23 protein-coding genes and 1 pseudogene are annotated in these 18,727 nt (G+C 68.1%); 15 read left to right on the top strand and 9 right to left on the bottom strand.

The features are described 5' to 3' along the window. Positions 1-28: 28 nt before the first annotated feature. Positions 29-1,153 carry a L,D-transpeptidase family protein gene (locus MBEBAB_RS12125; protein ID WP_021698291.1) on the bottom strand — a complete coding sequence of 375 codons (1,125 nt, stop codon included), beginning with the start codon at positions 1,151-1,153 and terminating at the stop codon, positions 29-31. Between the two features lie 74 nt (positions 1,154-1,227). Continuing rightward, positions 1,228-1,395, bottom strand: a complete 168-nt coding sequence (locus MBEBAB_RS16720; RefSeq protein ID WP_021698290.1) for a hypothetical protein — start codon at positions 1,393-1,395, stop codon at positions 1,228-1,230. Between the two features lie 125 nt (positions 1,396-1,520). Here MBEBAB_RS16720 and MBEBAB_RS12120 point away from each other — a divergent pair, with 125 nt between their 5' ends. From MBEBAB_RS12120 to rplA, 4 genes are all read left to right on the top strand, one after another. Next, positions 1,521-2,663 carry a GNAT family N-acetyltransferase gene (locus tag MBEBAB_RS12120; protein WP_021698289.1) on the top strand — a complete coding sequence of 381 codons (1,143 nt, stop codon included), beginning with the start codon at positions 1,521-1,523 and terminating at the stop codon, positions 2,661-2,663. Positions 2,664-2,665: 2 nt separating this feature from the next. Then, entirely contained in the window at positions 2,666-3,562 is an 897-nt protein-coding gene (locus MBEBAB_RS12115; protein WP_021698288.1) for a cupin domain-containing protein, read from the top strand. A gap of 338 nt (positions 3,563-3,900) precedes the next feature. Beyond that, positions 3,901-4,329, top strand: coding sequence for a 50S ribosomal protein L11 (gene rplK / locus MBEBAB_RS12110; RefSeq protein WP_021698287.1), 429 nt, complete (start codon positions 3,901-3,903; stop codon positions 4,327-4,329). A 5-nt stretch (positions 4,330-4,334) separates the two neighbouring features. Then, positions 4,335-5,024, top strand: coding sequence for a 50S ribosomal protein L1 (gene rplA / locus MBEBAB_RS12105; RefSeq protein ID WP_021698286.1), 690 nt, complete (start codon positions 4,335-4,337; stop codon positions 5,022-5,024). A 313-nt stretch (positions 5,025-5,337) separates the two neighbouring features. Here rplA and MBEBAB_RS16305 read toward each other — a convergent pair whose 3' ends face one another. The 3 genes from MBEBAB_RS16305 to MBEBAB_RS16585 form a co-directional block, all read right to left on the bottom strand. Beyond that, positions 5,338-5,622, bottom strand: coding sequence for a hypothetical protein (locus MBEBAB_RS16305; protein WP_148291539.1), 285 nt, complete (start codon positions 5,620-5,622; stop codon positions 5,338-5,340). A gap of 155 nt (positions 5,623-5,777) precedes the next feature. Continuing rightward, complete coding sequence (locus MBEBAB_RS12100; RefSeq protein WP_021698285.1) at positions 5,778-6,845, bottom strand: aspartyl/asparaginyl beta-hydroxylase domain-containing protein; 1,068 nt, start codon at positions 6,843-6,845, stop codon at positions 5,778-5,780. A 456-nt stretch (positions 6,846-7,301) separates the two neighbouring features. Further along, the gene (locus MBEBAB_RS16585; RefSeq protein ID WP_021698284.1) at positions 7,302-7,469 is read right to left on the bottom strand and encodes a hypothetical protein; all 168 of its coding nucleotides are present in this window, start codon (positions 7,467-7,469) and stop codon (positions 7,302-7,304) included. Positions 7,470-7,874: 405 nt separating this feature from the next. On the opposite strand from MBEBAB_RS16585, the gene MBEBAB_RS16300 reads away from it, so the two are divergent. The 3 genes from MBEBAB_RS16300 (at position 7,875) to rplL (ending at position 9,705) form a co-directional block, all read left to right on the top strand. Beyond that, entirely contained in the window at positions 7,875-8,444 is a 570-nt protein-coding gene (locus tag MBEBAB_RS16300) for a DUF2059 domain-containing protein (RefSeq protein ID WP_158332144.1), read from the top strand. Between the two features lie 304 nt (positions 8,445-8,748). Then, on the top strand, positions 8,749-9,264 hold the full coding sequence (rplJ, locus tag MBEBAB_RS12085) for a 50S ribosomal protein L10 (protein WP_021698282.1): 516 nt from the start codon (positions 8,749-8,751) through the stop codon (positions 9,262-9,264). Positions 9,265-9,321: 57 nt separating this feature from the next. Further along, positions 9,322-9,705, top strand: coding sequence for a 50S ribosomal protein L7/L12 (gene rplL, locus MBEBAB_RS12080; protein WP_021698281.1), 384 nt, complete (start codon positions 9,322-9,324; stop codon positions 9,703-9,705). A 63-nt stretch (positions 9,706-9,768) separates the two neighbouring features. Here rplL and MBEBAB_RS18455 read toward each other — a convergent pair whose 3' ends face one another. Next, a complete protein-coding gene (locus MBEBAB_RS18455) occupies positions 9,769-10,791 on the bottom strand; it encodes a M61 family metallopeptidase (RefSeq protein WP_306302034.1) in 1,023 nt (340 codons plus the stop codon). Further along, on the bottom strand, positions 10,674-11,705 hold the full coding sequence (locus MBEBAB_RS18450; RefSeq protein ID WP_306302033.1) for a M61 family metallopeptidase: 1,032 nt from the start codon (positions 11,703-11,705) through the stop codon (positions 10,674-10,676). Before MBEBAB_RS18450 ends, MBEBAB_RS18455 begins: the two co-directional genes overlap by 118 nt. Positions 11,706-11,889: 184 nt before the next feature. On the opposite strand from MBEBAB_RS18450, the gene secG reads away from it, so the two are divergent. The 8 genes and pseudogenes from secG (at position 11,890) to eno (ending at position 17,072) form a co-directional block, all read left to right on the top strand. Then, on the top strand, positions 11,890-12,303 hold the full coding sequence (secG, locus tag MBEBAB_RS12070; protein WP_021698279.1) for a preprotein translocase subunit SecG: 414 nt from the start codon (positions 11,890-11,892) through the stop codon (positions 12,301-12,303). Positions 12,304-12,391: 88 nt separating this feature from the next. Then, on the top strand, positions 12,392-14,041 hold the full coding sequence (gene pyrG / locus MBEBAB_RS12065; protein ID WP_021698278.1) for a CTP synthase: 1,650 nt from the start codon (positions 12,392-12,394) through the stop codon (positions 14,039-14,041). After that, positions 14,041-14,595 carry a GNAT family N-acetyltransferase gene (locus MBEBAB_RS12060; RefSeq protein WP_021698277.1) on the top strand — a complete coding sequence of 185 codons (555 nt, stop codon included), beginning with the start codon at positions 14,041-14,043 and terminating at the stop codon, positions 14,593-14,595. The genes pyrG and MBEBAB_RS12060 overlap by 1 nt, the downstream gene beginning before the upstream one ends. Before the next feature lie 199 nt (positions 14,596-14,794). Beyond that, entirely contained in the window at positions 14,795-14,977 is a 183-nt protein-coding gene (rpmF, locus tag MBEBAB_RS12055) for a 50S ribosomal protein L32 (RefSeq protein ID WP_045319302.1), read from the top strand. Positions 14,978-15,113: 136 nt separating this feature from the next. Next, on the top strand, positions 15,114-15,248 hold the full coding sequence (locus MBEBAB_RS18125; RefSeq protein ID WP_277905887.1) for a hypothetical protein: 135 nt from the start codon (positions 15,114-15,116) through the stop codon (positions 15,246-15,248). Positions 15,249-15,280: 32 nt separating this feature from the next. Continuing rightward, positions 15,281-15,424 (top strand): hypothetical protein, encoded by a 144-nt coding sequence (locus tag MBEBAB_RS16580; RefSeq protein WP_158332143.1) that lies wholly within the window; start codon positions 15,281-15,283, stop codon positions 15,422-15,424. Further along, positions 15,418-15,717, top strand: coding sequence for a hypothetical protein (locus MBEBAB_RS16295; protein ID WP_148291537.1), 300 nt, complete (start codon positions 15,418-15,420; stop codon positions 15,715-15,717). Before MBEBAB_RS16580 ends, MBEBAB_RS16295 begins: the two co-directional genes overlap by 7 nt. Positions 15,718-15,796: 79 nt before the next feature. Beyond that, positions 15,797-17,072: pseudogene (eno, locus tag MBEBAB_RS12045) on the top strand (phosphopyruvate hydratase). Between the two features lie 22 nt (positions 17,073-17,094). On the opposite strand, the gene MBEBAB_RS12040 reads toward eno, so the two are convergent. Both MBEBAB_RS12040 and MBEBAB_RS12035 read right to left on the bottom strand, forming a co-directional pair. After that, entirely contained in the window at positions 17,095-17,952 is an 858-nt protein-coding gene (locus MBEBAB_RS12040) for an ABC transporter permease subunit (protein ID WP_021698273.1), read from the bottom strand. Then, on the bottom strand, positions 17,942-18,727 hold a 786-nt coding region (locus MBEBAB_RS12035), incomplete at its 5' end, for an ABC transporter ATP-binding protein (protein ID WP_045319301.1). The genes MBEBAB_RS12040 and MBEBAB_RS12035, both read right to left, overlap by 11 nt.

Here is an 18,727-nt window from a genome sequence, read left to right as displayed (position 1 = left end):
TCTCCCAATGGGAGAAGGGCGCCAAGCCTCACACAAACTCCACCACCACGCCCTGTTCCACGCCGGACGCCAGCTGTTCAGCGTCCCAGTTGGTCAGGCGGACGCAGCCGCTGGAGGCGGTCTTGCCGATCTCCGCCGGATCGGGCGTGCCGTGGATGCCGTAGGTGTCGCGCGACAGGTCGATCCACACCGAGCCTACCGGATTGTTCGGGCCCGGCGGGATCACCACCGCCCTGCCGCCGCTGGCCGAGCTCAGTCGCGACGGGTCATAGGTGTAGTTGGGCTCCGGCGCGACGGCCCGCACCGTGTGGGTGCCGGAGGGGGAGGGGGTCTCGCCGCTGCCGATGGTGGCCGGATAGAAGGCGAGCAGTTCGCCGTCCGCATCGAAGGCGCGCACCGAGCTCTCGTTCTTGTTGACGACGATCCGCGCCACCTCGCCGTCCAGCTCGGCCGGTCCGGTGGAGGCCACCACGATTGTCTGGCCCGCGCGGCCGAAATCGACCCCGGGGTTCAGCGCGTCCAGCAGGGCCTCGCTCATGTGGAATTTCTCGGCCAGCGCCTCGCGGGCGTCGGCGTACCCGACCGTCTCCAGGTCGCCCAGATCCTCCATGTCCTCGGGCAGCTCGCCGATGAACGGGCCGGCCGCGTCCTCCTCGGTGATGGTGTAGTCGGTCAGCACCCGGTTGCTGTCGCCCGAGGTCAGCTGCTCGAATACCGCGGCGCTCAGTTCGCCGGTCACCTCCAGGTCGTTGGCTTCCTGAAAGGCGGCGATGGCCTGACGGGTGTTCTCGCCGCCCAACCCGTCGATGATGCCGGGCGAGAAGCGGGTGCGGTCCAGCAGAATCTGCGCGCGGACCATGGCCGGCTCGGGCCGCGCGTCCTCGGGCAGTTCGCCCTCCACCGCGCCGCCGCGATCCGTCGACGCGTCGCTGCCCTGATCACCTGACGTCTCACCGTCAGCCGCCTCGCCCTCATCGGATGCAGGCGGGGTGAAGGTGGCCGACTCGATCGACTGGCGCAGCCGCGAGGCCTCGTCCGAGGCCGGACTGGCGGCCTCCGTCTCGGCCCGCTCGGGCTCCCGGTCGCCGCAGGCCGCGGTGGCCAACAGGGGCAGGGCGGCGAGCAGGGCGAAACGGGAAGGACGAATGATCATTGCAGGCTCCGGTCAGGGGGTGTCCCTGACCAACCCGGCACAGCCGCCCCTGTTCCACTCAGTCGGCAGTAGCGTCAGGGGTTCTCCTTGCCTGTCGCCGGATCGGTCTCGGTCTCGCCGGAGTTGGAGGAGCCCTTGGCCCCCTTGGGCTCGGTGGCGGGGCGAGGCGGCTCCCCCTCCTTGGCGGGCTTGCGCAGCTCTTCGTTTTCGACAGAGCGGTTGTCCGGACGTTCGTCGGTCATGGCCTTGATCTCCTGTGTGTTTCTGTCAACGCCCCGACAAGCGGTGGGGTTTCGTTCACCATGCCCCTAAACCGTCCTGCAACGGGGACAGGGTTAAGGTCCCGCCCATGCGACAGGAGCCCGGCATGCAAACCCTGACCGTCGAGATCATGGCGGCCGACGCCCTGGGCGAGTCCGAATGGACCCTCTGGCGCGAGATGGTCGCCGCCAATCCGGACCTGACCTCCGCCTATTTCCGCCCCCGCTTCACCCGCGTCGCCGCCCGCGTCAGCCCGGGCGCGGCCGTGGCTGTGCTGCACCGGGGCGGCGAGATCGTCGGCTTTTTCCCGTTCCAGCGACGCGGCGGCTCGATCCTGCCGCTGGGCGCGCCCATGAACGACTTCCACGGCGTCATCGCCCGCCCCGGCGAGGCGCCCGAACTGCATGAGCTGGCCCGGCTGTTGAACGCCCCGCGTCTGAACGTGGGCGCCTGGGTGGGCGAGGCGAGGGGGCTGGTCGAACGCGACTGCCTGATGGTGGCCCTGCCAGAGGCGGGCTACGACGCCTGGTACGCCGAGCGCCGCGAGACCGAGCGCAAATACTTCAAGGACAAGGAGCGCGCCCGCCGGGGGCTGGAGCGCGACCTGGGTCCCATCGAGACCCGCACCAACCTGAGGGACACGGCCCTGCTGGACCACCTGATCGCGCTCAAGCGCGACCAGTACCGCCGCACCGGCCGCCACGACATCTTCGCCTGCGGCTGGACCCGGGATCTGCTGCACGCCCTGATGGACGAGCAGGAGGGCGACTTCGGCGCCTCCATCGCCACCCTGACGGCGGGCGACACCGTGGCGGCCATGGAGTTCTCCCTGCACGCCGGGACCCGCTGGCATTTCTGGTTCCCGGTCTATGAGCCCGCCGCGGCGCGCTGCTCGCCGGGCATCATGCTGAGCATGGACACCATGCGTCTGATGGGCGCGCGTGGCTACCGCGTGTTCGACTACGGCTTCGGCGGCGAGGGCTACAAGAAGTACTTCTGCAACGCGTCCCAGACCGTGCGCGAGGGCGTCATCGTCCGACCCGGCCTCGGCGCGACGGTCAGCCAGGCGGCGGCGGGCGTGCTCGACGCGGCGGGCGGCGAACGCGGCGTGCGGCTGCGCGACAGCGTGCGTCGCCGCTGGTCCGCCATTGAGGCCTGCGAGACCAGGCCGGGCGCCCGCGCCCGCGGCGTCATCCAGGCGGCCCGCGCCGCCCTGGCCAAGGCGGCCCCCGCCCGCGCCGAGGCCTGAGCATGGACGGAACCCGCTACACCGGCCCCATCCGCGAGGCCCAGGTCTTCCCCCACGGTCTGGTGGCCGCCGGTTTCGCCGAGGACGACCGGCTGGCCCAGGTGCTGGACCGCTATCCGGCCGCCCTGATCGACATCAACCTCTATGACTATCAGGACGACGGCGGCCACACCCTGCGCACCGGCGCGCGCGGCGCCCTCAACGGCGCGGACCTGCTCAAGGCCATCCAGCAGGGGCGGCTGTGGGTCAATCTGCGCGACGTGCAGGACGGCTGGCCCGAGCTGTGGGCCGCCGCCATGGACGAGTTCAGCGCCATCCAGTCGGCCCTGCCGGGCCTGAAGGCCGTGCGCAACGCCGGCCAACTGATCCTGTCCTCGCCCAAATCCGGCGCGCCCTACCACTTCGACAATGCCGGCGTGGTCCTGTTCCACATGCGGGGCCGCAAGCGCGTCTTCGTCTATCCGGGCGACGAGACCCACCTGCCCGAGCGCAGCATGGAGCAGGTCATCGCCCTGCAGACCACCGAGGAGATCCCCTACCGCCCCGACTTCGAAGCGGACGCCACGGTGATCGATCTGGAGCCCGGCCAGGCCCTGACCTGGCCCCTCTACGCTCCCCACCGGGTTCGCAATCTGGACCAGTTCTGCGTCTCGCTCTCCATGGACTTCCAGACCTGGGGCTCGCGCTTCCGCAACGGGGCCCTGTTCACCAATGCGGTGCTGCGCGAGCGCGGCGGGCGTCCGCGCCCCACCGACCGCATGGCCCGCCCCGAACTGGCCGCCCGCTGGGCCGCCTCGCTGGCGCTCAAGAAGGCCGGGGTGATGAAAAGCCGCATCCACGACCTGACCCGCGACTTCGAGCCCGACGCGGAGGGTGCCGACGGGGTCCGGGCGCTCTGACTTTCCCTCTCCCGATGGGAGAGGGCTGCGCGCAGCGGGATGCGAAGCAAGCCGCTCCTTTGCGCGCAGGGTGAGGGTCGAGTATCTCCTCGACCCACCGAACCCTCATCCCCCGCGCGCAGAACCTCCGCGCTGACGCACTCCGGTGCGCGGGTTCCCCCTTCTCCCGTCGGGAGAAGGTCCCTGCATCGTTTGCCTTTCCACCCCCGCTCTGATAGACGCCCGCCTTCGCTCCCGTGACCCCGGTCCCGGAGGCGTCAAATCCGTGGGAGGCCGCCATGCCGCACCACGGCTCACCGGCCCCGATTGAGTTCGGGGCTTCATAACAGGAGAGATCAATGGCCAAGAAGATTCTCGGCTACATCAAGCTGCAGGTGCCGGCCGGCGCGGCGACCCCGTCGCCCCCGATCGGCCCCGCCCTCGGTCAGCGCGGCGTCAACATCATGGGCTTCTGCAAGGAGTTCAACGCGCGCACCGAGTCGTTCGGCAAGGGCACGCCCCTGCCGACCGTGATCACCGTCTATCAGGACAAGAGCTTCACCTTCATCACCAAGACGCCCCCGGCGACCTGGTACCTGAAGGAAGCCACCAAGCTGAAGTCGGGCGCCAAGCTCACCGGCCGCGAAACGGTCGGCAAGATCACGCGCGCCCAGCTGCGCGAGATCGCGGAAAAGAAGATGAAGGACCTGAACGCCAACGACATCGAGGCGGCCGCCAACATCATCGAAGGTTCGGCCCGTGCGATGGGCCTGAAGGTGGAGGGCTGATCGACATGGCAAAGCAACCCAAGCGCATCCAGGCCTGGACCGGCGATCGTGAGACGCCGATGGCCTTCGCCGACGCCATCAAGGCCGTCAAGGACAACGCCAAGGCCAAGTTCGACGAGTCGATCGAGATCGCCGTCAACCTGGGCGTCGACCCCCGTCACGCCGACCAGCAGGTCCGCGGCGTCGTCAACCTGCCGTCCGGCACCGGCCGCGACGTGCGCGTCGCCGTCTTCGCCAAGGACGCCAAGGCCGACGAAGCCCGGGCCGCCGGCGCCGAACACGTGGGCGCCGAAGACCTGTACGAGAAGATCAACGGCGGCTTCATGGAGTTCGACCGCGTGATCGCCTCGCCCGACATGATGGCCCTCGTCGGCCGTCTGGGTAAGGTGCTGGGCCCCCGCGGCCTGATGCCGAACCCCAAGGTCGGCACCGTGACCCCCAACGTCGCCCAGGCCGTCAAGGACGCCAAGGGCGGTGCGGTGGAGTTCCGCGTCGAGAAGGCCGGCATCGTGCACGGCGGCATCGGCAAGGCCTCCTTCACCCAGGACGCCCTGGAAGCCAACGTCAAGGCGTTCGTCGACGCCCTGTCCAAGGCCCGCCCCTCGGGCGCCAAGGGCACCTATGTGAAGAAGATCAGCCTGTCCTCCACCATGGGCCCGGGCTTCAAGATCGACCCGTCCTCCCTGGGCGCCTGATCGGCTTCAAGGCTTGAACGAATGAGGCGGCGGAGAGCAATCTCCGCCGCCTTTTTCATTGGCTCCTTCCTTCTCCCCTTATGGGTGGAGGAGGACGCCGAAGGCGCTCGACGACGGGTGGGCTGCGGAGCAGGTCGGATGAGGGGTATGGTTCAGTCTCCCGGCGGCCGATGCCGGGGCGCAACCCGGTGCCAACTTTGACCGGTCAGCCATCAGGCTTCCGCCCGCCGATGTAAATCGGACCCACTCAACAAGAAGGCTAGGCCTGGAGGTGCAGATCGCCACCGCTCGGGTAAGTTGTTGTCAGAAGTGACTACCAGCGGTGTCGACCGAATGCGAATCTCATAATGGTGTTTACAACAGCAAACATCATTCCAGCCAGAATAGATAAAATAACGCCTATTACGCTTATCTCGTTAGTCCGACCCATAAAATAAATAAATCCAGATAAAACCCACAGCCATATTAGGAAAAAGAAATTCAAATGGGGTCTTGGTACTGCGATTATATACAAAAGTATCAGAACCCCGGCAGTAACGGCAAAAATATCCATTGCAGCTAGGAGCATATCTAATCTCCAGTTGGCGGCCTTTTTCACATGCACGAAACCTTAGCGCGGTGACCTGGAGGGTGCACGCCTCTCTGCCTGCCTTCACCCCGCCGCCAGATACTCCCTCTGCGCGTTCAGCATGGCGGTGATCAGGGCTTTCTCCGCCTCGGTCAGGAACGGGTTCCACACGTCGAAGATCAGGATCACCCGCATCTGGTCCGCGTCGTTCCAGGCTCGTGCTCGATGGTGTCGTCAAACACCCAGGCCCGGCCCATCTCCCAGTCCCGCGTCGTATTGCCGACCCGGAACCGCGCCGGCCCCGGCAGGATCAGGGGCAGGTGGGTCAGCAGCCGGATGTTCGATGATCCGGTGTGCGGCGGAATGCGCGTGCGCGGCTTCAGGGCCGAGAAGGTGACCGTGGGCGCATAGCCGTCCTGCATGGCCATGGGCAGGCTTTCCAGCAGGGCCGTCGTGCCCGGGCACCGGTCGCAGGCGCCCTCCTGCTTGACCCCGTCCTTCCACAGGAAGGCCGCGCTCCAGTCCTGGGAATGGTTCAGGTCCTCCCACTGATTGACCGGCACGCCCTTGGGAAAGGCGATGTAGGGGGCGAAGGCCTCGCCCGGATCGGCCAGGAAGGCCTTCAGTTCGGCCACGATCATGTCCGTGCCGGCCTCCAGCCGCTCCAGCCAGGGAAAGTGGCCCCGGTCGTAAAACGAGATGGCGGGCAGGCGGGCGTAGTTGAGCAGCAGGGGCTCCTGCCTGACTGGGGGCGAGAAACCGGCGAACACGTCCAGGCTTTCGTCGAAGCGGTCGCCGTCCTCGCTGCCGCACTGGCCGCGCAGGTCCGCCACCGCGTCGCGCAGATGATCCCGCAGCCGCGCCGCCTCGGCCGCCACCAGATCCCGCGCCTTGCCGATCTGGGCCACCAACTGGGGCGGGCAGCGGCTCTCGGGCGGCGCGATCTTCAGGGCGTTGCGATAGACGCCCACGGCCAGCCGCGGCTTGCCCATCATCTCCAGGATGGCGCCCTTGGAGAGCAGGGCCATGAACTCATAGGGATCGACGGCCAGCACCCGGTCCAGCACCGCCACGGCGCCCGGCAGGTCGCCGCCCAGCCGCAGGGCCAGCGCCCGGGTCATGCCCGAGGCCACCGTGAACCCGCCCGCGTCGGCGTGGTCCAGAAGCGCCAGCGCTCCGGCCACATCGCGCCCGGCCAGCGCCTGGTTGGCCTGCTGAATGGGATCGGAAGCGGGCGGACCCTGCTGAAACACGCGTGCGCCCCTACGCGAACATGACAATCCGGACAGCTTGGCCTCTTTTTCGCCATGGTCAAGCAAAGCCCGACGACGGCGCGCTTAATCCCGCATTTCCCGTAGCCAATGCCTTTGAAAACAAGGCGCCGCCGCCCTGAACCCCTGTTTTTGATCCCGCTGTCTCGGGGCGCCGCACACTGTCGGCATGACCTTCCAGTCTCCGCCCCCTGTCATCCCCGAAACGCCGTCAGGCGCTGTCGGGGACGCCCCGCCGCTCACCGCCGTCCAGATGGCGGACAAGGCCTGGTCCCACCTCCAGGCCGCCGTCGCCGCCGGGCGCCTGATCGAGGCTCGCGGCTGGATGCGCCTGTACAAGGATCTCAAGCCCTTCGCCCGCCATGAGGAGATCGAGGCTCGGGAAGCCCGCATGGAGGACGTTGCACCCCCGTTGCACTGTTTTTCCGCTCCGGAGTCTCACGAACTGCCCCCCGCCGACGACGAACCCCGGCCGAGCCCGCCGCCGATGCGGCCGCCGATCCCTTGCCCGTCAAGGATCTCGCCCGTCTCATCGTCGCGCTCAAGGCCGTCACCGCCCGCGCCGAACAGACGCTCGCCGACCAGACCGTGAGACTCCCGTTGCACTGTTTTTCGCGTCCGGAGTCTCACCACCCGGGACAGGGGCCGTGAGGGCCCTTGTCATCCCCGCCGCAGCCCGGACTTGTTCCGGGGGAGCGGGGACGGGACCATAATTCTCCGCTCACCCCAGCGAAGGCTGGGGTCCAGATCATAAAGCTGGATGGATGGACGTCCTGGCGCGCCTCGACTTGCAGGCTGCCCGCACGCCATCTGGATCCCGGCCTTCGCCGGGATGAGCGGGTGTTGTGCGGCTGCGTCCCGGCTCTCCGCTTCGCTACGGCCGGGATGACAAAAGGGCGGGCTCTCCGCTTCGCTTCGGCGGGGGTGACAAGGGGCGCGTCGGCCCGTTTGACCTTGAGGGTCGAGCCTGCGTCCGCCAAGGTGGAGCGACAAACCGGCGAGGGGGCCGTCATGCGCTTCATTCTGATCACCATCCTGGGCCTGGCCCTGACCACGGCCGCCGCCGCGCAGGAGCCCGGGGCCGAGGCGACGGAAGAGCCGCTGCTGCTGGTCGTTCAGGCGGCTCCGGACGACGAGGCCGCGCGCCGGCTGGAACTGGCGGAACGGTTTGTGGAGCTCTCCCAGGGCGAGAGCCTGGCCGACCTGGCGCAGACCTACATCGACCAGCTGCTGGCCGCTGACACCCAATCCGAGGCGGAGCACCGGGAGTGGTTTCGGGTCAACCTGCCCCGCGAGATGACCAACCTGATGACGGGCATCATGGACAGCCTCGTTCCGGTCTTCGCCGAGCGGCTCACCGTCGAGGAGCTCACGGCGCTGGTGGATTTCTACGAGACGCCGCTGGGGCGATCCATAGCGCAGAAGCAGGTCGAGATCGGCATGGATCAGGGCGCGGCCATGGAGGCCGCGGTGCTGCAGTTCCAGGTGGACCTGATGCGCAAGTTCTGCACCGAGTTCGATTGCTCCGAACCGACCGCCTCCGGCCCCCGTCCAGACAAGCAGGGCGTCCGGCGGAACTAGCCTTTGATTTCCACGACCATGCGTGTATAGAGCGCGCCTTGCGTCGTCGGGCCCCGGTCCGGCGATGTTCCTGTCCGAGAACTTCGGGGTCTGGGGGTCACCTGGACCGTAAGCGCGGAACGGCCGTTCCGACCTGGGGGGAGATGGGGATGCGAACGTCTCGGCCCGCCGCCCTGCGCGACGGACAAGGATCGCCGCTTCCTTCGGACAATACGACCGGCCCGGCGTCATCGCGCAAGCGATGCTGTCTGGCCAAGCGGCGTCGGGATCGTCCCGTCGCCGTAACGACTGAACGGAGACCGCAATGGACCGCGCACAAAAGGCCGAGTCGATCGAGACGCTGAAGGGCGTTTTCGCTGACGCCGGCGCCGTGGTCGTGACCCACAACCTGGGTCTGACCGTTGCGGAAATGACCGATCTGCGTGGCCGCCTTCGTGCTGAAGGCGCCACGTTCAAGGTGGTGAAGAACCGCCTGGCGCTGAAGGCGCTGGACGGCAAGGGCGGCGACGCCGTGCAGGACCTGTTCAAGGGCCCTGTCGGAATCGCCTACGCGCCCGACGCCGTTTCGGCCGCCAAGGTGACCGCCAAGTTCGCCAAGGAGAACGACAAGTTCGTGATCATGGGCGGACTGATGGACGAAACGGTTCTGGACGCCCAAGGCATCGACGCCCTGTCCAAGCTGCCGTCCCTGGACGAACTGCGCGCCAAGCTCGTCGGCCTTCTCAACGCCCCGGCCACCAAGATCGCGGGCGTCGTGCAGGCTCCGGCCAGCCAGCTGGCCCGCGTCATGGGCGCCTACGCCGCCAAGGACGCGGCGTAAGCCGTCTGATCGATCATCTCTGCAAACCTCTGAAATCCATCCGAAGGAAATACTCAAATGGCTGATCTCTCCAAGATCGTTGACGACCTGTCCGCCCTGACCGTTCTGGAAGCCGCCGAACTGGCCAAGCTGCTGGAAGAAAAGTGGGGCGTTTCGGCTGCTGCTCCGGTGGCCATGGCCGCCGCCGGCGGTGGCGCTGCTGCTCCGGCTGAAGCCGCCGAAGAGCAGACCGAGTTCACCGTTGTCCTGACGGACGGCGGCGACAAGAAGATCAACGTGATCAAGGAAGTCCGCGGCGCCCGTCCGGACCTGGGCCTCAAGGAAGCCAAGGACCTGGTCGAAGGCGCTCCGCAGAACGTCGTCGAGAACGTCTCCAAGCAGGCCGCCGAAGAGCTGAAGAAGAAGCTCGAGGAAGCCGGCGCCAAGGTCACGATCAAGTAAGATCGACCCAGCGCAAGCTGAACGGATTGCGGGCCGGGAGAGCGATCTCCCGGCCCGTTTTCTTTAGCGCCGCCGGGGCGTCAGGATGTCGCCCAGACGGTCGCGGGTTCCCTCGATCCGTTGCAGCGTCGGATAGCGCAGGCCGCCGGTGTAGCCGATCTCCACCGTGCGGAAGCGGTCGCCGTTCTTGACGATCAGGCGGATCGGCCCCCCGTCCCTGGCCGCCGTCACCGCCGCGCGCAGCCGCTCGGCCGAAGCGGCGGTGTCGTTGACCGCCACGATCTCCCAGCCCTGGGTCAGGCCCGCCTCGAACGCCGGGCTGTCCCACAGGACGTTGGTGATGCTGTTGGAGGACGACAGGCTGAACCCCAGCGAGAACAGGAAGTCCCGGCCCCAGTCGGCCCGCACCCGCTTGTAGGCCGCGTCCGGCGTCTCCACGAAGGCCAGCCGGTATCCGCCCCGCTCGATGCCGTCCAGCGGCGCCTCGGCCTCCGGCCCCACGGCGTCCAGCCGCGTGCGCAGGAACCCGGCCCAGTCATGCTCGTGGGCCACGTTCAGCGCCGCCACCACATCGTCGAAGGTGTAGGGCCGGGGCTCCCACACCCCGTCCTCGATGCCGAAGAAGGCCCGGGCGAAGTCGTCCAGCGAGCGCCGGTCCCGGGTGGCCTCCCGGATCAGGGTGTCCGCGTCCAGCCACATCAGCAGGGCCTCGCGGTAATAGTCCCCGCCCGTGCGCGACCAGGTCGACCACGGCGTGGACGAGCGATAGCCCAGCAGGTTCTGGTTCACCGTATCCTGCAGCGCCCGCCACTCGCGCCCGCGCTGGGCGTCATAGAAGGCCGCGGTCCAGGCCAGGTTGGCCAGCGCCATCTCCCGCGTCACCAGCTCGGACCGCGCCGCCAGCACCGCCCCCCAGTACTGGGTCTGGCCTTCATAGACCCACAGCAGGCTGTTCTGGACCGGCACGTTCAGATTGGGCGTCGCCTGATCCGCCGGGCGCCGGAACTTGCCGTTCCAGCTGTGGGCGTACTCGTGGGGCAGCAGCTCCAGATCGCCATAGGGCGCCGAATCCCAGTCGGAGAACATGTCCGCTTCCAGGGTGTTCTCGACGAGCGGTGATGCTCCAGCCCGATGCCGCCCAGACGGTCCGTGGTCGCCACCAGGAACTCGTACCGGTCGAACGGCCGCACCCCGTAAAGCCGATCGGCCTGATCCACCAGATTGCGGAACGGCTCCAGCCGGGCCTCGACCTCGGTCAGCTCCGCCGCATCATCGGCCACCACATGCATGTTCACCGGGGTGCGCCCGCCCGGGTCCAGATCGAACACCCGATAGTGGGCCCCCGCGAACATGGGGCTGTCGGCCAGCATCTCCACGCTGATGGGGGCGAACACCGCCTCGCCGCCGACGAAGGTCTCCGTGTCCAGCGCCACGCCGTAGTTCCAGCCGTCCGGCAGGCGCACGGTGGTCTGCACCATGATCCCGTCATGCGCATAGCCCGCCGGATAGAGCAGCAGCTTCTCGAACTGCAGGTTCAGCATTTCCGGCGTCATCAGCACCCGCCACTGGCTGGGGCTGAGCTGGCTGAGATAATCGAACGAGACCTCGATCTCGCTGACGCCCGCGGGAACCTCGATATGGAAGGCGTAGGGATCCAGCGGGTCGCGCACCCATTCCACGCGCTCGCCACCTGCGCTGACCTGAACCCCGGCCACCAGCTGGATGGGCCCTGTGGCCGCGTGGTTGCCCGGCAGGTATTTGGGATACAGCAGCACCATCGGCCCGGCCTGGGCCACCGGAATGGTCTGGCGCACCCGGATGATCTTCCGTTCGGTGTCCGTGGCGTCCACATGGTGCCGGATCACGCCGGGATAGGGCTGGGCCGCCGGCGCCGGAATGGGCGGCAGCTCGCGGGGCAGGGCGGGCGTTCCCACCTGGGCGGCGACGGGCAGGGCCGTCAGCAGGGCGGCGGCGCAGGCGGACAGGATCAGACGCTTCATCGAACTTCCCGGATTCGGCCGCTCGTGGCGACCCCGGCGCAGGGTTTCGGGCCAGTCGCCGTGCGTCAAGGGTGCGTGCGCCTCTGACGCGGCTTACGGCAAGCCATGCGTTGCCCCGCGCGCGCAACAATGATAGACGCCGCCGCTTGATTGGCGCGCCCTCGCGCCACATATCAGGCCCGCCATGCTCCAGACCATTCTCCTCGTCGTCATGATCCTGATCGGCCTCGCCCTGACCGGCGTGGTGCTGCTGCAACGTTCCGAGGGCGGCGCCCTCGGCATGGGCGGCGGCGGCAACAGCTTCATGACCGCGCGCGGCGCAGGCAACCTGCTGACGACCCTGACCTGGTGGCTGGGCGGGGCCTTCGCGCTCTGCGCCATCAGCCTGACCATCGTCGGCAACATGGAGCGTGGCTCCAGCTCGATTCTGGACGCCGCCACCGTGGGCTCCATCGACCTGGACGCCGCCCAGACGGCCCCGGCCGCCGAGCAGCCCACGGCCCCCACAGCGCCGACCGGTCCCTCGCTCGACGATCTGGAAGCCAGCCTTCCCGCCGCCCCGGCCGCCCGGCCGGCCGGCGACGAGCCCGCCCAGTAGGATGCGGAGGGCGGTTATCCACCGCCTCCGGCCACACCCTCAAAGTCTCCGCAGTACGCCGCCCGAATCGGCGGTAAGGTAATTTCCCATGCCTCGTTATGTGTTCATCACCGGCGGCGTGGTCTCCTCATTGGGAAAAGGCCTCGCTTCCGCCGCCCTCGGCGCGCTTCTGCAGGCTCGCGGCTACACAGTCCGCCTACGTAAGCTCGACCCCTATCTGAACGTCGATCCGGGGACCATGAGCCCCTATCAGCACGGCGAGGTCTTCGTCACCGACGACGGCGCCGAGACCGACCTGGACCTGGGCCACTATGAGCGCTTCACCGGGGTGTCGGCGGCCCGGACCGACAACGTCACCACCGGCCGCATCTATTCGACCATCCTGGAGAAGGAGCGGCGAGGGGACTATCTGGGCGCCACCGTCCAGGTGATCCCGCACGTCACCGACCAGATCAAGCAGTTCTGCCTCAGCCCCGCCCAGACCGATGACGGCCAGGACGTGGACTTCGTGCTGATCGAGATCGGCGGCACCGTCGGCGACATCGAGGGCCTGCCGTTCTTCGAGGCCATCCGCCAGCTGGGCCAGGACCTGCCCCGCGGCCAGAGCTGCTTCGTCCACCTGACCCTGCTGCCGTTCATCAAGACGGCCGGCGAGATGAAGACCAAGCCGACCCAGCACTCGGTCAAGGAGCTGCGCTCCATCGGCATCCAGCCCGACATCCTGCTGTGCCGCTGCGAACAGCCGATCCCGGCGGACGAGAAGCGCAAGATCGGCCTGTTCTGCAACGTGCGTCCCTCGGGCGTCATCCAGGCCATGGACTCCGCCGACATCTATGCGGTGCCGCTGGACTATCACCAGGAAGGCCTGGACGCCGAGGTCCTGGCCCATTTCGGCATCGATGACGCGCCCGAGCCCGACCTGTCGGGCTGGGAGGAGATCGTCCGTCGCCGCACCAACCCGGACGGCGAGGTCACCGTGGCCGTGGTCGGCAAGTACACGGTGCTCAAGGACGCCTACAAATCCCTGATCGAGGCGCTGCACCACGGCGGCGTGGCCAACAACGTCAAGGTCAACATCGACTGGGTCGAGGCCGACACCTTCGAGGGCGCCCGCGACGCCTGCGAGGAGCGGCTGCAGGGCGCTCACGCGGTGCTGGTGCCTGGCGGTTTCGGCGAGCGCGGCGCCGAGGGCAAGATCCAGGCGGTGCGCTTCGCCCGCGAGCGCAACATTCCCTATTTCGGAATCTGCTTCGGCATGCAGATGGCGGTGATCGAATCGGCCCGCCACCTGGCCGGGCTGGAGAAGGCCACCTCCACCGAGTTCGGCCCGGCCGAGGAGCCCATCGTCGGCCTGATGACCGAATGGACCCAGGGCAACCAGCGCATCATGCGGGCCCAGGGCGGAGATCTGGGGGGCACCATGCGTCTGGGCGCCTATGACTCCATCCTGATCGAAGGCTCGAGGATCGCCGAGATCTATGGCTCGACCGAGATCAGCGAGCGGCACCGCCACCGCTATGAGGTCAACATCAACTACCGCGACGCCATCGAGCGGGCTGGCATGACCATCTCCGGCCTGTCGCCCGACGGCGTCCTGCCCGAGACTGTGGAGCGCGCCGACCATCCCTGGTTCATCGGCGTGCAGTACCACCCGGAACTGAAGAGCCGCCCCTTCGCCCCGCATCCCCTGTTCGCCAGCTTCATCGCTGCGGCGGTGGTCCAGAGCCGGCTGGTGTGATGACCCCGGGCGTGGTGCTGAGCACACCGCGACTGACCTTGCGGCCGGCGCGGTGGGACGATCTGGACGCCATGCACGCCGTGCTGTCCGACCCGCGCGCCACGCGCTGGTGGTCCACGCCGCCGCATCAGACCCTGGATCAGACGCGGGCCTGGCTGGGCGCGATGATCGACTCACCGCCCGAGCTGGCAGAGGATTTCGTGGTCGAGTTCGAGGGCCGGGTCGTGGGCAAGGCGGGCTTCTATCGGCTGCCCGAGATCGGATTCATCCTGCATCCCGATGTGCAGGGGCGCGGTCTGGGGCTGGAGGCCGCGCAGGCGGTGATCGCCCATGTGTTCGCCACGCGCGACCTCGATCGCCTGACCGCCGAAGCCGATCCGGACAACACCGCGTCCATCGCCCTGCTGACCCGGCTGGGGTTTCGTGAAACCGGCCGGGCCGAACGGACCATGCAGGTGGGCGACGCATGGGTCGACAGCGTCTGGTTCGCGCTGAGCCGGGCCGACTTTTCACGCGCCCATGGTCAGCAGTTCAGGAACGAAGAGCAGTCATGAGGTCCTGTCCATTCCATCTCGCCGACGGCGATGGCCGCCATGGGCTGGAGGCGTTTTCGCTTGTGTGCAGCCCCTTGCGTTTGCCCGCCCTCTGAGGCATAAGCCCGCGCTCACGGGGCGGCCTGCATGGGCCGCCGCTATTGTTTTCGCGTCCGACCGCAGGGTTCGGCACGCTCCGACCAGACTGGATGAGACGGACATGGCCGTTCCGAAGCGCAAAGTATCTCCCTCGCGTCGCAACATGCGACGGGCCCACGACGCCCTGGGCGCCAACGCCTACACCGAGGACAAGGACACGGGCGAGCTGAAGCGCCCGCACCACATCGACCTGAAGACCGGCACCTACCGCGGCCGTCAGGTTCTGACGCCCAAGGAAGACTAGGCCTTTAGACCTGCCGTCCCGTCCAACGTCGCGCGAAGCGCGAAGGCCGGGCGGGATAGAAGATTTTACGGCGCGCGAGTTCATCGCGCGCCGTTTTCGTGCGTTGTTCTCTTCGGACCAACCCGGAGAACCACCCATGATCCGCGCCCTCATCCTGCCTTCCATCGCTGTCCTCGCCCTGGCTGCCTGCGGCCAGTCCGAGGAGCCCGCCGCTTCGGCCCCCGAAACGCCGGCCGAACGCCCGCCCAGACCCCTGATCCCAACGCCCTGAGCGCCCAGGGCTGGGGCCCGCTGCGCATCGGCATGACCCGCGCCGAGGTGGTCGCGGCTCTGGGCGAGGACGCCAACCCCGACGCCGTCGGCGGCCCCGATCCCGAATCCTGCGACCAGTTCCGTCCCGAACGGCGCCCGAGAACCTGCTGCTCATGCTGGAGCAGGGCGTGCTGACCCGGATCTCCGTGTCGAATGGCTCCGATCTGCAAACCGATCGGGGTTTCAGCGTCGGCGACAGCGCCGCCGCCATCAAGGCCGCCTATGGCGCCGACGCCCAGGTCAGCCCGCACAAATACGCCGAGGCCCCGGCTGAATACATCACCGTCTGGACCGACGGTCCTTCGGACGAACCCTACCGTGAAGACGCCGACGCGCGCGGCGTGGTCTACGAGATCGGCACGGACGGAAACGTCAGCATGATCCACGTGGGCGGGCCGTCCATCCAGTATGTGGAAGGCTGCGCGTAACAGGCTTTCAGTTGGCTATGGAGGGCGCGCGGGCTAAAGGCTGGCGCGCCCTTTCCAATTCTCGCACCGGGACCTGACCATGACCGACATCGCCGACATCACCGCCCGCCAGATCTTGGACAGCCGGGGCAATCCGACGGTCGAGGTGGACGTGGTGCTGGAGGACGGCGCCTTCGGTCGCGCGGCGGTGCCGTCCGGCGCCTCGACCGGCGCCCACGAGGCGGTGGAGAAGCGCGACGGCGACAAGGCCATGTGGGGGGGCAAGGGCGTCCAGCAGGCGATTGACGCCGTGAACGGGGAAATCTTCGATGCCCTGTCGGGCATGGACGCCGAGGACCAGCGCCGCATCGACATGTCCATGATCGAGCTGGACGGCACCCAGAACAAGGGCAGACTGGGCGCCAACGCCATCCTGGGCGTCAGCCTGGCCGCGGCCAAAGCCAGCGCCGTCTCGGCGGGCCTGCCACTGTACCGCTATGTGGGCGGCGTCTCGGCCCGCATGCTGCCCACCCCGATGATGAACATCATCAACGGCGGCGCCCACGCCGACAATCCCATCGACATCCAGGAGTTCATGACCTGCCCACGGGTGCGGAGAACTTCTCTGAAGCCTTGCGCATGGGCGCGGAGATCTTCCACAGCCTGAAGAAGGCGCTGAAGGACGCGGGCCACAACACCAATGTGGGCGACGAGGGCGGCTTCGCGCCGAACCTGAAGTCCGCCGACGAGGCCCTGACCTTCATCACCAAGGCGGGCGAGGCGGCCGGCTATCTGGCGGGCGAGGACTTCCAGCTCGGCCTGGACGTGGCCTCCACCGAATTCTTCAAGGACGGCAAGTACGTCATGGAGGGCGAAGGCAAGACCATCGATCAGGAGGGCATGGTCGCCTATCTGGCCGACCTGTGCGCGCGCTTCCCAATCGTCTCCATCGAGGACGCTGCGCCGAGGACGATTTCGACGGCTGGCGTCTGCTGACCGAGCGTCTGGGCGACAAGATTCAGCTGGTGGGCGACGACCTGTTCGTGACCAATCCGGCGCGTCTGGCGGCGGGCATCGGCGAGGGCCTGGCCAACTCCATCCTCATCAAGGTCAACCAGATCGGCACCCTGTCCGAGACCCTGGATGCGGTCGAGATGGCTCACCGGGCGGGCTACACCGCCGTCATGAGCCACCGCTCGGGCGAGACCGAGGACTACACCATCGCCGACCTGTCGGTGGCCACCAACTGCGGGCAGATCAAGACCGGCTCGCTGGCCCGCTCGGACCGCACGGCCAAGTACAACCAGCTGCTGCGCATCGAGGAGATGCTCGGCGATCAGGCCCTGTACGCCGGCGACGGCATGATCCTGAGCTGATCAGCCGACTCGAGCGGCGGGATCACTCCTTAGACAGGTCCTGCCGCTCGAAGATCGCCAGCGCAGCCAGCAGGGGCAGGACGGTCCAGCCGATCAGGCTGATCCAGGCCTTCACCTGAAGAGCGACCGGCACTCCCGGCGCGCCTTCGCCGCCCAGGATCATCTCCCCGAGCCTGTCGAAGGCCTGTCCGGGCAGCAGCAGTTGCAGGGTCCAGCTGTCGGGCATGACGCCCATTCCCATCAGCATGGGCGCTCCGAGGGCCTGGGCGGCGCCTAGGGCCATGGGAATGAACAGGGCGGCCAGCAGGGACCGCGTCGCCACCGCGGCAAGCAGGGCGATCATGGCGAACTGAACGACCCTCAGCCACCCCAGGCCGAACAGGCCGAGGAAGGCGCCGATCTGCTCACCGCTGAGGCTGAACGTCACATCCCGTTCGAAGATGGCCGCGCGGATGGGCTCGCCGATCATGCTGAAGATGAGCAGGGCGGCCATGGCGGCGAAGGCCAGGACGATCAGGGCGGCCAGCTTGCCCAGAATCAGGTTGGAGCGCCGGTTGCGCGCCCGGATCAGACGCCAGGTCTCCCACCGGTAATCGCCCGCGAACAGGGTCGCCGCGCCGATCAGCACGAACAGCAGCACCGGGCCGCCGGCCAGGGAGGCGGCGTTGCTGACCAGGGCCGCGCCCAGGTTCAGCGGCTCGGAGACCATGCCCAATTCGGCGCTGACCTCGGCCAGTTCGGCCTGGTTGCCCTTGGCGGCGAAGCTTACGACGAGCCCCAGGATCAGCGCCGCGATCGGTACGAACAGCACGCTCCAGAACACGGCGGTGCGGTTGCGGGCGAAACGATAGCCCTCGGCGCGAATGGCGTCAGCCAGCATGGGGCGCGTCCTCTTCGGTCAACTGGTTGAAGACGCTCTCCAGGTCGGCTCCGACCCAGCGCGCCTCCTCGATCTCGGCGCCCTTTTCCGCAAGGGCGCGGATCAGGGCGGGCGCCTCGGACCGCTCGATGGCGGCCAGAACCGCATCGCCGTCGCGCGAGCCCTTCATGCCCAGCAGGCCCAGCGCCGCATCGGCGGGCCGCAGGGTCAGGCGCAGGCGCTCGCGCCCGGCCACCAGATCGGCGACCGCGCCCTCAGCCGAAAGCCGCCCCTTGTTCAGAATGGCCACCCGGTCGCACAGCTTCTGGACCTCGGCCAGCTGGTGGCTGGCGATCACCACCGTCACCCCGTCATCGTCGGCCAGCGACCGGATCAAGGCGCGCATCTCCTGAATGCCGGGCGGGTCCATGCCGCTGGTGGGTTCGTCGAGGATGATCAGCTCGGGCCGGGTCATCAGGGCCGCGGCCACGCCGAGCCTCTGGGCCATGCCGACGGAGAAGCCCCGCACCTTGCGGTCGGCGGCCGCCGTCAGGCCCACCCGCTCCAGCCAGGCGGCGATGGCGGTGCGGTCCACGGCCTGACCGTGGCCCAGCGACACCCACTCCAGCACCTGCCGGGCGGTCATGTAGGGCGGAAAGCGCGGCGTCTCGATCATGGAGCCCATGCGCCGCATGGCGTTGACGTCCCCGACGGGACCGCCCATCACCCGCGCCTCGCCCGCCGTGGGCCGGATCAGGCCGAGCAGGATGCGGAACAGGGTGGACTTGCCCGCCCC

The sequence above is a fragment of the Brevundimonas abyssalis TAR-001 genome (assembly GCF_000466985.1).
Classification (GTDB): Bacteria; Pseudomonadota; Alphaproteobacteria; order Caulobacterales; family Caulobacteraceae; genus Brevundimonas; species Brevundimonas abyssalis.
The sequence above is the reverse complement of the archived record's forward strand: the minus strand, read 5'-3'. Positions and strand labels throughout refer to the sequence as shown.

Excerpts from the sequence above, each read along its gene's own strand:
- MBEBAB_RS18450 (WP_306302033.1), bottom strand. The coding sequence starts at position 11,705 with ATGAAGCGTCTGATCCTGTCCGCCTGCGCCGCCGCCCTGCTGACGGCC.
- rplA (WP_021698286.1), top strand. The coding sequence starts at position 4,335 with ATGGCAAAGCAACCCAAGCGCATCCAGGCCTGGACCGGCGATCGTGAG.
- rplJ (WP_021698282.1), top strand. The coding sequence starts at position 8,749 with ATGGACCGCGCACAAAAGGCCGAGTCGATCGAGACGCTGAAGGGCGTT.
- MBEBAB_RS12120 (WP_021698289.1), top strand. The coding sequence starts at position 1,521 with ATGCAAACCCTGACCGTCGAGATCATGGCGGCCGACGCCCTGGGCGAG.
- MBEBAB_RS12060 (WP_021698277.1), top strand. The coding sequence starts at position 14,041 with ATGACCCCGGGCGTGGTGCTGAGCACACCGCGACTGACCTTGCGGCCG.
- MBEBAB_RS16300 (WP_158332144.1), top strand. The coding sequence starts at position 7,875 with ATGCGCTTCATTCTGATCACCATCCTGGGCCTGGCCCTGACCACGGCC.
- MBEBAB_RS18455 (WP_306302034.1), bottom strand. The coding sequence starts at position 10,791 with ATGTTCTCCGACTGGGATTCGGCGCCCTATGGCGATCTGGAGCTGCTG.
- secG (WP_021698279.1), top strand. The coding sequence starts at position 11,890 with ATGCTCCAGACCATTCTCCTCGTCGTCATGATCCTGATCGGCCTCGCC.
- MBEBAB_RS12115 (WP_021698288.1), top strand. The coding sequence starts at position 2,666 with ATGGACGGAACCCGCTACACCGGCCCCATCCGCGAGGCCCAGGTCTTC.
- MBEBAB_RS12125 (WP_021698291.1), bottom strand. The coding sequence starts at position 1,153 with ATGATCATTCGTCCTTCCCGTTTCGCCCTGCTCGCCGCCCTGCCCCTG.
- MBEBAB_RS16580 (WP_158332143.1), top strand. The coding sequence starts at position 15,281 with ATGACCCGCGCCGAGGTGGTCGCGGCTCTGGGCGAGGACGCCAACCCC.
- MBEBAB_RS16720 (WP_021698290.1), bottom strand. The coding sequence starts at position 1,395 with ATGACCGACGAACGTCCGGACAACCGCTCTGTCGAAAACGAAGAGCTG.
- rplK (WP_021698287.1), top strand. The coding sequence starts at position 3,901 with ATGGCCAAGAAGATTCTCGGCTACATCAAGCTGCAGGTGCCGGCCGGC.
- MBEBAB_RS18125 (WP_277905887.1), top strand. The coding sequence starts at position 15,114 with ATGATCCGCGCCCTCATCCTGCCTTCCATCGCTGTCCTCGCCCTGGCT.
- rplL (WP_021698281.1), top strand. The coding sequence starts at position 9,322 with ATGGCTGATCTCTCCAAGATCGTTGACGACCTGTCCGCCCTGACCGTT.
- MBEBAB_RS12040 (WP_021698273.1), bottom strand. The coding sequence starts at position 17,952 with ATGCTGGCTGACGCCATTCGCGCCGAGGGCTATCGTTTCGCCCGCAAC.
- pyrG (WP_021698278.1), top strand. The coding sequence starts at position 12,392 with ATGCCTCGTTATGTGTTCATCACCGGCGGCGTGGTCTCCTCATTGGGA.
- rpmF (WP_045319302.1), top strand. The coding sequence starts at position 14,795 with ATGGCCGTTCCGAAGCGCAAAGTATCTCCCTCGCGTCGCAACATGCGA.